The organism is Streptomyces graminilatus (genome assembly GCF_001418565.1).
In the GTDB taxonomy this organism is placed as follows: domain Bacteria; phylum Actinomycetota; class Actinomycetes; order Streptomycetales; family Streptomycetaceae; genus Streptomyces; species Streptomyces graminilatus.
Map to the genome: position 1 here is coordinate 1 of NZ_LIQQ01000270.1, position 11,147 is coordinate 11,147.

Below are 11,147 nucleotides of genomic sequence, written 5' to 3' on the forward strand. Positions count from 1 at the left end.
CACCAACCCGACCACCAACCCGACCATCAGCCCAACCATCAGCCCAACCACCAACCCACCCCCACCGAGAGGAGCTGTTTCCGTTGACCGCCCTGGCCCGCGCCAAGCTGACCGCGTACGAACCGCCCAGGCAGCCCGGCGAACCTCCCGGTTCGCAGGTGGGCAAGGACGTGCCCTTCCAGTTCAATCCGGCCTCGCTGAGCCTGGGCAAGGGCGCGGGCTGGGTGCGGCATGTGGCGAAGAGCGCGAAGGAGGTGGGCGTACCCGAGTTCGTCGGTACGCATCCGCGCAGGCTGTCGGCCGAACTGTTCCTGGACGCCACCGCGACCCACGACAACAGTGTCCAGCAGGCCGTGGAGACCCTGATCGACTGGTGTGCGCCCACCGAGCGCAGCAGCGCCACCGACTCGCCGTCCGCGCCCTGGGTCAAGTTCACCTGGGGGTCCTTCAGCAGCGTCTCGTTCTTCGGGTACCTGGAGGACGTCCAGGCCACCTACTCGCTCTTCGACCCCAACGGCACCCCGCTCAGGGCCACTTGCACGGTCGCCCTGACCGAGGCGGCTGGGCCGGTTCCCGGGCAGAACCCGACCTCCGGGGCGCTGCACGCCCGGCGGGTGCACCGTCTGGTGAAGGGCGACAGCCTGGAGATGCTGGCCCACCGGGAGTACGGGGACCCGACCGTGTGGCGGGTCATCGCGCAGGCCAACGACATCGACGACCCGACCAGGCTGCGCCCCGGCACGGAGATCCTGCTGCCCGCAGTGGCCGAGCTGGGCGACGGGGAGTGACAGGCGAAGTGACAGGCGATGTGACATGCGATGTGACGGCGGATGTGACAGGCGAAGTGACGGCGGACGTGACGGCGGATGTGACTGGTGAAGTGACCGGGGGAGTGAGCCGATGACGACCAAATTCCTGGTGGAGGCGCCCCGTCCGCTGCCGGCCTCGCTCCGCGAACTGCCGGTCCATGTCCGGATCGAGGACGGCAACGCGGCCCCGGCCGCCGCCGTACTGCGCTATCGCGACCCCGAGCGGATCTTCCTCCGCAAGTCCGGGATCGTGATCGGCGCCGCGCTGAAGGTCTCGGCCAAAGCGGACGGCGCGGGCAGTGCCGTGCGGCTGTTCGAGGGTGAGGTCGTGGCGCTGGAGGCCGAGTTCGACGGGACCGGCACCTTCACCACGGTGCGCGCCTTCGACCAGGGGCACCGGTTGCAGCGGGGGCGGCGGGTGGCCGCGTACCCGAACATGACGGCCTCGGACATCGCCCGCAAGGTCGTCACCGCCGCCCGGATCGCCGTCGGCCGGATCGACGCCACCACGACCACCTATCCGCTCGTCACCCAACCCAACGTCTCCGACTGGGACTTCCTTCTCTCCCTCGCCGCCGAGAACGGCCGGGAGGTGCTGGTGGAGGAGGGAAAGTTCCAGTTCCGCAAGCCCACGCCCGCCTCCAAGGCACCGTCGGCGGGGAGCGCGGGGGCGCGGCGGCGGAGCCCGTATGTGATCAGGATGGCCGAGAACGTCCTCTCGGTCCGCTCGTCCGTCACCTCGGTCAACCAGGTCGACCGGGTCCGGGTCCACGGGTGGAGCGTCCAGGAGAAGAAGGCGCTGCTGGGTGAGACGCAGGTGAGCGAGAGCGGCACCGTCGCCGTGGGCGTCACGCCGAGCCAGGCCGCCAAGTCCTTCGGCGGGGCGCCACTTGTCGTCGCGGACGTCCCGTACCGCAGCGACGCCGAGGTGAAGGGGGTGTCCAGGGCGCTGGCCGAGGACGTGTCGGCGGCGCTGGCCGAACTGGAGGTGGTCGTCCGTGGCGACCCCCGGCTGCGGTGCGGGGTCGCGGTCGCGCTGACCGGCGCGGGCGCTCCGTTCGACGGCAAGTACACGGTCACCGCCAGCAGGCATCTGGACCGCCCCGGTCTCGGCTACGAGACCTGGCTCACCGTCAGCGGACGCCAGAACCGGACCTCGTACGGAGTGGTCACCGGCGCGGTCGCGGCGGCGCGCTCACCCCGTATCCCGGGGGTGGCGGTGGGTGTGGTGACCGACGTCAACGCGCCCAAGGACCGCGAGGGCCAGGGCTGGGTGCGGCTCAGGTTCCCCTGGCTGGCGGGGGACTCGGGGACCGCGTACGTCAGTGACTGGGTGCGTACCGTGCAGTGGGGCGGCATGGGTGGCGGCGGGGTGTTCAGTCCCGACGTCAACGACGAGGTCCTCGTGGCCTTCGAGCAGGGGCTGCTGGACCGGCCGTACGTCATCGGCGGGCTCTACAACGGGGTCGACAAGCCGTCACCTCATGACACCCCGCTCGTCGACGGGACCAGCGGCAAGGTCAACCGAAGGTCGCTCGCCTCGCGGGCCGGGGACCGGCTGGAGCTGCTCGACACCGCGAACGGCCCGAGTGGGGTCCGGGTGTCCAGCGGGGACGGAAAGCTGAAGCTGGAGCTGGACCGGCAGAAGACGACGATCACCGTGCACAGCGACGGGACCGTCGACATCACCGCGGCCAAGAAGGTCACGGTCGCCGGTGAGGGCGTCACCCTCGACGCCCGTTCCGGGGCCCTGGAGCTCAAGGGCGCCTCGGTCGCCGTATCCGGTTCCACCGTGTCGGTGGAAGGCAAGAGCCAGTGCGCCATCAAAGCCCCGACCGTGCAGATCAACTGACCCGCCGCGACCAGAAGCGCGACCGGAAGAGAGTGGAGTAGCCGAGCAATGGCCGAACAGTTCGTGGGGGTCGGATGGGCCTTCCCCCTGCACACCGACGCCTGCGGGGGCATCGCCCTGGTCGCCCGGGACCAGGAGATCGTCGAGTCGATCCGGATCATCCTCGGCACCGCCCCGGGCGAGCGTCCGATGCGCCCCGAGTTCGGCTGCCGTATCCACGAGCACGTGTTCGCGCCCGCCGACGCGGACACCGCCGGGCGCCTCGCCTACGAGGTGCGCAGCTCCCTCGACCGCTGGGAACCGAGGATCGAACTCGACGACGTCGTCGTCACCCCCGACGCCAACGACGCGTCCGGAACCCTCTACATCGACGTGCGCTACACCGTCCGGGGCACCAACAACCCCCGCAACCTCGTCTTCCCCTTCTACGTCATCCCCTCGCACGACGCACCCGCAGCCGGTCCCGACAACGGTCCAGGTCCCGGCGCGGCGCCGAGCATCCAGGAGAGTGCCCGCTGATGGCCCTGCCCGCCCCCCACCTCGACGACCGGCGCTTCCAGCACCTGGTCGACGAAGCCAAGCGTTTCATCCAGCAGCGCTGCCCGGAGTGGACCGACCACAACGTCTCCGACCCCGGGGTCACGCTCATCGAGGCGTTCGCGCACATGACCGACCAACTGCTCTACCGGCTCAACCGGGTTCCCGAGAAGAACTATCTGGCCTTCCTGGACCTCATCGGCGTCACCCTGTTCCCGCCGGTCCCGGCCCGCACCGACGTCACCTTCTGGCTCTCCGCACCGCAGCAGGTCACGGTGGTGCTCCCCGAGAACACCGAGATCGCGACGGTGCGCACCGAGACCGAGGACGCGCTCGTCTTCGCCACGACCAGGGATCTGGCGGTCGTGCCCTGCTCGTACGAGTATCTGCTCACCCAGGCCAAGGGGACGCGGGACCGGACCGAGGAACTCGCCGACGGCCTCGAGGTCAGCTGCTTCCAGGCCCAGCCGGAGCCCGGGAACGCGCTGCTCATCGGCCTCTCCGCAGCCGTCCCGCAGTGCGCGGTGGTCCTGCGCCTGGAGAGCCGGATGGAGGGCATCGGCGTCGACCCGCGCCGTCCGCCGCTGGTCTGGGAGGCCTTCGACGGGGCGAACTGGCAGGCCTGCGAGATCGAGCGGGACGACACCGGCGGGCTCAACCGGCCCGGTGAGGTGATCCTGCACGTCCCCGGCGGCCACGCCCTCGCACCCCTCCTGGGCCTGCGGGCGGGATGGCTGCGCTGCCGGGTCCTGCCTCCCCGTGCCGACCAGCCGTTCTACTCCTCCTCCCCGGTGCTGCAAGGGGTCACGGCGTTCACCATCGGGGGCACCGCCCCCGCGGTCCACGCCGAACTGGTGACCGGTGAGCGGCTCGGCGAGACGGAAGGCGTGCCCGGCCAGCGCTTCACGGTCGCCCGGCCGCCGGTGCTGCCGGACGACGAGCCCCTGGTCGTCGAGGTGTCCGGGGAGGACGGCGGCTGGGAGGAGTGGACCGAGGTCGAGTCGTTCGGCGCCAGCGGACCGGGCGACCGCCATGTCCAGCTCGACCGGACCCTCGGCGAGGTGGCGTTCGGGCCCGCGCTGCGCGACCCCGACGGCTCGCTGCGCCGCTGCGGCGCCGTGCCGCCCAAGGGCGCCCAGGTCCGCGTACGCCGCTACCGCACCGGCGGCGGACGGCACGGCAACGTCGGCGCCCACACCCTGACCGTGCTGCGCAGCTCCATCCCGTACGTGGCCCGGACCGACAACCGCCAGCCCGCCTCGGGCGGCCTGGACGGCGAGTCGGTCGACAACGCCAAACTGCGCGCCCCGATCGAACTCGGCTCCCAGGACCGGGCCGTGACGGCCCGTGACATCGAGACGCTCGCCCACCGGGCGGCCCCGGGAGCGGCCCGGATCCGCGCCCTGGCCGCGCGCGAGGGGGACCCCCCGGGCGCCGTACGCGTACTGGTCGTCCCTCAGGTCCAGGCCGAGGTGTCGGCGGACGGGAGCCGACTGCGGATCGAGCTGCTCGTCCCGCCGAAGCGGATGCTCATGGACATCGCACGCTACCTGGAGGACCGGCGCCCGCTCGGCGCCCGGTTCATGGTCGAACCGCCGCTGTACCAGGGGGTGACCGTCGTGGCCCGGCTCGCCGCCGAACACGGGACCTCGGCCCTCGGGGTGCGCGACCGCGCGCTCGACGCCCTCTACCGCTACTTCGACCCGCTCGTCGGCGGGCCCGACGGCGCCGGCTGGCCCTTCGGCCGCCCGGTCCTGGCGGGTGAGGCACACGCGGTGCTCCAGTCGGTGCCCGGCGTGGCGTTCGTCGACGAACTGAAGCTGTTCCCGGCGGATCCGCTCACCGGCAAGCGGGGCGCTCCGGTCGAACGGATCGAGGTGGACCCGCGGGCCCTGGTGATCTCCTTCGAGCACCAGCTCCTGGCCGAGGAACTGTGAGCGGCGCCCCGGCCCGCCGGGCCGTACCCGGGCTGGACTCGCCGCTGCCGTTCGGCGACCGGCTTCCCCTCCTCTACTCCGACGACGACTTCGCCCGCCGGATGGTCGCCGCCTTCGACGAGGTACTCGCCCCGGTCCTGTCCTGTCTGGACTGTCTCCCCGCCTACTTCGACCCCTTTCTCGCCCCGGAGGACTTCGTCGACTGGCTGGGCGGCTGGCTGGCCGCCGACCTTCCGCGCGGACTGCCGGCCGCGCGCCGCCGCGAGCTGGTGGCCGGGGCGGTAGGGCGGCACGGGCTGCGCGGGACGGCACGTGGGCTGGCCGAGCAGATCAGGCTGGTCTTCGGCGTCGAGGCGGTGATCGCGGACAGCGGCGGCACCACGTGGTCACCGACCCCCGGGGGAACGTTCGAGGAGCCGAACCCCCCGATTCCGACAGTCGTGGTCTGGACCAACGACCCGACGACAGTGCCCGAGTGGAAGCTACGGGCACTTGTCGATGCCTACCGCCCGGCCCACGTCCCGTGCGTCGTCGGGGTGGCCATCCAGCCGGGCGAGGACCCCGAGGACGCCGAGGACGCCGAGGACAACCCCGGCCCCGACCAGCAAGAACGGAGAGATTGAGCAGGTGGCTACATGCGAGCAGTGCGGTGCGCCGCAGGAGGGCGGCGACGACTTCTGCGGGGCCTGCGGCGCCTTCACCGCCTGGCGCCGCGAGCGGACGGCGACGGCGTCGGCGACGGCCTCCACGGACGGGGAGAGGTCCGGCGAGGAAGCGGCGGAGGCGGACGCCCCCGCGACCACCTCCGGGTCCCCGGCCACCACCGAGACCCCGGTCGCCACAACGGTCGCACCGCCCCCCGTAGCGCCGGTAGCGCCCGTAGCCCCGGCGGCCTCCGCCGTCCCCGCACCGGAACAGACCACCGGTCCGGTGCTCCCCGCCACACCGACGCTGGAGCGGGTCGAGCGGCGACGCGGCGCGGTGGACGGGCACGTCCGCGCACCGGACGACGTCGAATGCGCCGGATGCGGCACGGCCAACCCGGCGGGCCGGCGCTTCTGCCGCCGCTGCGGCAGCGCGCTGGACGCTCCCGCCGCCGAGGTGAGCGCCTCGTGGTGGCAGCGGCTGACGCACCGTCTCCGCGAAGGGCGCCGTCGGCGCAGGCTGGGCCGTCGCAGCGGCGGCTGGGCCACGGCCCGCCGGGCGATCGGCGTGCTCGTCGTCCTCGGGGTGCTCGGCGGCGGGGTCTACGCGGCGGTGCCGTACGTCTCCCGGCTGCTGGGCGACGCACGCGACCGGGTCGCCGAGACCACCCCCGTCACCCCGAAGACCGTCAAGGCCTCCAGCAGCGCGACCGGGCATCCGGCCGCCTACGCGGCCGACGGCACCTGGACCAACTGGTGGGCGCCGAGGAATCCGGCCAAGGGACAGTGGGTGGAGGCCGAGTTCTCCGGCGCCTTCGATCTGCTCCACCTCGTGGTGCTCTCCGGTGCCTCCGGGGAGCGGCAGGACGACTTCCTGAAGCAGGCGAGGCCCTCGGTGTGCGAACTGAAGGCATGGGTCGCGGGCGGCAGGACCGTCACCCGGCGCATCGAACTCCAGGACAAGTACGGCCCACAGGACTTCGAGTTGGCCATCAAGGGCGTGACCCGCGTCCGCCTGACCATCACCTCGGCCTACGGCGAAGCCCCGAGGCGCCTCACCGCAGTCGGCGAACTCGAATTCCGCAGAAGGCGATGACGCGGCGGTGAGACACATCGACAACGTCCCGTCAGTCGAGGGTGCGGATCACCCGCTCGTACTCCCGCTGCGCCCGCTCCGCCGCCGCCGTGCTGCCCGCCTCGCGGTGGGCTGCGACCAGCAGCTGCCAGGAGCGGTCGCGGTAGCGGTCCAGTTCGAGGCTGCGGCGCGCCGCTTCGGACGCCTCGGCCGGTCGGCCCAGGGCCAGTTCGGCCTCGGCGAGCGCACCGGCGACATCGGCGGCCCGTATCCGCAGCCGTTGGCGCTCCGGTACGACCCACTCGGCGGGGCCGACCTCGGGCAGCAGGCTTCCCGCGTACCAGAGGTGGGCGGCCCGCAGGGTGTCGGCGATCTCCTCCGTACGTCCGCTGCCCCGGATGCGCCGCCAGTCGGCCACGGCGTGCTCGAACTCCCGTACGTCGCACTCGTCGCCGGGCGACAGGGCGATGCGATAGGACTCGCCGTCGCGCAGCAGCAGCCGGTGGTCGCCGCGTCCCGCCTCGGGTTCGAGGAAACCGCGCAACTGGGAGATGGCCACCTGGAGATTGCGTATGCCCGCCTCCGGTCTCAGATCGGGCCAGAGCGCGTCGAGCAGGCGCTCCCGGTGCACGAGCCGTGGCGTGTGGATGGCCAGCAACTGGAACAGGGCGCGGACTTTGGGGCGCAGCGCCGAGCAGTCCAGTTTCTGGCCTCCGCGCAGTACCTGGAACACCCCGAAGCAGCGGATCTCCAGTTGGGGAACGGGCGGAACGGCGCCGGCGGCGGCAGCGGCAGCGGTGGATGGTTCGCTGGGGCTCGCCGTCTTCGGTGTCGGTATGCGTGTCGGTACTGGTCCCGGTACTGGTCCAGGTACCGGCACCGGGGCCGGAGCCCGCGTCGGTCCCTCGGCCCCCGCCGCGGCCCGGCGTGCCTCCGCCCTGGCGTGTTCGGCCAGGGGCACCGCGTCGCACGCCGCCGCGAGTTCGGCGGCCCGGCGCAGCAGCGGGACCGCCTCCCGGTCGCGTCCGAGGCGGCGCAGCGCCGTACCGTGGTCGGCGAGCACCCGGGCCAGCGGCAGCCGCGCGTGCGGGCCGCTCAGCGCGGCCTCCGCCTCCTCGAACAGACGCGGCCCGTCCTCGGCGCCGGCCACCAGGGCGCAGGCATGCAGGGCCGTGCCGACCGCCTTCGGCCGGCCCCAGCGGCGGGCGAGCGCCAACTCGGCCTCGGCGAGCCGACGGGCACGCTCCCGTTCCCCCTCGCCCCCGCCCTCCCGCTCACCCTCGCTCTCTCCCTCTCCCTGATGCCCGTTCCCCTTCCCCTTCCCCTTCTCCTGGTCGCCGAGAGCCGCGAACGCCCGCGTCGACCACGACCGCCAGGAACCGTAGGACACCCCGCGGATGTTGTGGCTCAGCAGCAGGGCGCCGTAGTCGAGGAACTCGGTCATCGCTCCGCGCGCGTCCCCCCGGGCCAGGAGCAACTGGCCCCGCCCGGAACCGAGTTCGCCGGGTGGTCGCGGCCCGCCCGGCTGCCCGGGGCTGGCCGCGACGCCGAGCAGCCGGCCCGCCTCGGCCGTCTCGCCCAGCTCGACGAGGACATGCGCCAGCAGGCTCTGCTCCTGAAGCCAGGGGAACATCCGTACGTCGACCCCCGACCGCTTGAGCAGGATGGTGGAGCTCCTGGCCGCCTCCAGCGCCTCGCCGAGCCGCCCCACGCGGTACAGGAGCCGGCACCGCACCGCGTACGCGATCGCCGAGCCCAGTTGGTCGCCCTCGCTGTCGGCCTGGAGGGCCCCGAGGTCGCAGTAGTGGAGTGCCGAGTCGTCGTCCTCGACCCGGCTCAGCGTGATCACGTTCGCCCAGTACAGGATGCGGTCGAGGAAATGGCCCGGCGCGGGCCCGGTGAGGACGCCGAGGGCCAGTGCCCGTGCCTCGTCGGCCGAGCCGCCGTGGCGGCAGCACTGCACCGCGCGGACCGTGTCCAGGCACAGCCGCGCGATCGTGTCCTGCCCCTCCCGGCCGCTCAGACCGGTCGCCCGCCGGTTCATCTCCACCGCGGGCTCCATGTCCACCAGGGCCGTGACCATGGCCTGCGCCTCAAGGCGCAGCGCGAGCGGTTCCACCCGCGACAGCCGCAGCGCCGTACGGTCCAGCACCGTCCGCGCCTCCTGAGCGCGCCCGAACATCAGCAGGGCGCCGGCCAGATGGCTGGCGATGTCGACGCAGGCCGCGTCCTCCGGCGAGAACCCGGCCGGGTCGACGGCCGGACAGGACCGTGGCGCCCACGGCCGGGGCTCGCGCAGCGCCCGCCGCAGATAGCGCTCCCCGGCCCGTGGTCTGCCCGCGGCCATCGCGTCGACTCCGGCGTCGTGCAGGATCTCGCCGGCCCAGGCGTCGATCCCCGGGCTGGTGTGCACCAGGTGCTCGGCCACCTCCGCCTTCTCCGCCCCCGCCTCGTGCAGTACCCGGGCGGCCCGGGAGTGCAGCTTGTCCGCGGTGCTGACGGGCAGGAACCGTTCGATCGCCGCCGCGATGAGGGGCCGGCGGAACGCCAGCGGCTGCTGGTTCACCAGCAGTTGCCGACGTACGAGCCGGTCGACGGCGGACGTCGCCTCCGCGTCGGTCAGACCCGCCAGGCGCCCGGCGATCGCCAGCTCCGCGTGTTCGCCCAGCACGGCGACCGCCTGCGCCATCGACACGGCGGACCGGCCGAAGCCGCGCATCCGCGCGTAGGCGTCCTCGGCCGCGGACTCGGGCGCGTACCGGGCCAGATGCCGGCCGGTCTCCTCGTCGGGGGCCGCTCCGCGCCCGATGAGCTCGTCGAGCAGCGACCACAGGAGGCGGGGATTGCCCCCGGTCTCCCGGACGACCGCGCGCAGGAACACCGGGTCGCACCCCTCGGACAGGGCGGACCGGACGAGCCGCTCGACCGTCGCGGGGGCCAGACCGACGAGGGCGGTACGCCGACAGCGGTCGGCGAGATCAGCGAACGGCGCCGGAGCGGCGACCGCCTCCCCCGTCCGTACGCTCGCCAGCAGGGTGACCTGCGGAGTGCGGCCCCGGTCCGCCACACGGCCCAGCCGGTCGAGGGAGGGCCCGTCGCACCAGTGGAGATCGTCCAGGACCAGCAGGACCGGAGCACCCTCCGACGCCACGGCCAGGGCCCGCTCGAACTCGCGGTGGTCGGGCGCGGAGCCCGGCGGGGAGAGACAGCCGAGCAACCGCCGTACCGCGCTGTGGGCGGATTGGCTCTCGGCGGGCGGCAGCCGGGTGTGCGCCACGGAAAAGCCGACGTTCTCGGCATGTTTGGCCATTTCGGCGAGCAGGGTGCTGCGCCCTATACCCGCCTCGCCCTCCACCAGCAGTGCGGTGGGTGTGCCCCCCATGGCGTCGCCCAGAGCCTGGAGAATTCCCTGCCTTTGGGCCTCGCTGCCCTCTTGGGGCGGTTTTGGCATTTCATTCATGGGACGAGGAGGCGGTCGCGCGACCCAGGCGTTTCCCGTCGGGCCGCGTCAGTGTGTTCCCCTGCGCCCTACCGTCGGGTGGTCCGCACCGCAAACGCTCAGTGCCCCGAGTGACTGACATGCTCGCAGCCTAATAGAAGGTCCCCCGATTTCGTCGGGGGCTGTCAGCGTGTTATTCGGGGCGATGTGATTTGGCGTCACCTTTGAAGAATGCGGAGACCTCGAAGGTTTCCCGGCGACAGGAAATCGAGTATTGAGTGGAGTGGCCTCGGCCATCACCAATCCCGCTTTAGTCCATATACGGCGCCGATCTCCATAAACAGTATACGGCGGTATACGGCGGCATACGGCGGGGGAAGCCGTCCTGCACCTCCCCCGCCGTGGGCGTGGGCGCGGGCGTGGATCAGCAGCGCTTGCTGGAGTAGCCCCCGACCGGCGCCGGGTCACCGGCGGCCCGTACGGTGCCCGATCCGGCCGTGCACTCGTTCACGGTGCTGGTGCCGCTGGACCAGAACTCCTGGGCGCTGGTGTTCGTCCAGGAGTGCTTGCCGAGGACCTCGTCCCGGGAGTAGCTGTAGACGGCCGAGGTCACGTCGTAGTCCCCGACGGCGTCGCGGAAGCTGTCCCAGACCCAGACGTAGCCGTAGTTCCTGCCGCAGGACGGCGAGTAGAACTGCTTGACGGACGCGACGGTCAGACCGGCGCGCTTGACGTAGCCGGTGGTGCCGATCTGGTAGGCGTCCGAGCACACCCCGGCCGCCCTGGCGGGCTCCACCGCGCCGTCCGCCGAAGGCAACCCGGCGAGCCTGCGGGCCAGGGCGGCCGGGGTGTGC

At 72.6% G+C, this 11,147-nt stretch carries 8 protein-coding genes; 6 read left to right on the forward strand and 2 right to left on the reverse strand.

The annotated features are described in order from the left end of the window. Positions 1–74 precede the first annotated feature (74 nt). The 6 genes from AOK08_RS22645 to AOK08_RS22670 all read left to right on the forward strand — a co-directional run bounded on the left by AOK08_RS22645 (position 75) and on the right by AOK08_RS22670 (position 6,875). Complete coding sequence (locus AOK08_RS22645) at positions 75–788, forward strand: CIS tube protein (protein WP_055529181.1); 714 nt, start codon at positions 75–77, stop codon at positions 786–788. A 112-nt stretch (positions 789–900) separates the two neighbouring features. Continuing rightward, entirely contained in the window at positions 901–2,661 is a 1,761-nt protein-coding gene (locus tag AOK08_RS22650) for a VgrG-related protein (protein WP_055529183.1), read from the forward strand. Between the two features lie 48 nt (positions 2,662–2,709). Further along, entirely contained in the window at positions 2,710–3,180 is a 471-nt protein-coding gene (locus AOK08_RS22655) for a GPW/gp25 family protein (RefSeq protein WP_055529185.1), read from the forward strand. Then, the gene (locus tag AOK08_RS22660; RefSeq protein WP_055529187.1) at positions 3,180–5,135 is read left to right on the forward strand and encodes a putative baseplate assembly protein; all 1,956 of its coding nucleotides are present in this window, start codon (positions 3,180–3,182) and stop codon (positions 5,133–5,135) included. The genes AOK08_RS22655 and AOK08_RS22660 overlap by 1 nt, the downstream gene beginning before the upstream one ends. Then, complete coding sequence (locus AOK08_RS22665) at positions 5,132–5,758, forward strand: phage tail protein (protein WP_063794116.1); 627 nt, start codon at positions 5,132–5,134, stop codon at positions 5,756–5,758. The genes AOK08_RS22660 and AOK08_RS22665 overlap by 4 nt, the downstream gene beginning before the upstream one ends. A gap of 4 nt (positions 5,759–5,762) precedes the next feature. Further along, a complete protein-coding gene (locus AOK08_RS22670; RefSeq protein WP_055529189.1) occupies positions 5,763–6,875 on the forward strand; it encodes a zinc ribbon domain-containing protein in 1,113 nt (370 codons plus the stop codon). 31 nt (positions 6,876–6,906) lie between these two features. On the opposite strand, the gene AOK08_RS22675 is transcribed toward AOK08_RS22670, so the two are convergent. Further along, a complete protein-coding gene (locus AOK08_RS22675) occupies positions 6,907–10,305 on the reverse strand; it encodes an ATP-binding protein (protein ID WP_198539346.1) in 3,399 nt (1,132 codons plus the stop codon). 412 nt (positions 10,306–10,717) lie between these two features. Then, positions 10,718–11,147: hypothetical protein (locus AOK08_RS22680; RefSeq protein WP_055529193.1), on the reverse strand; the 430-nt coding region annotated here is incomplete at its 5' end.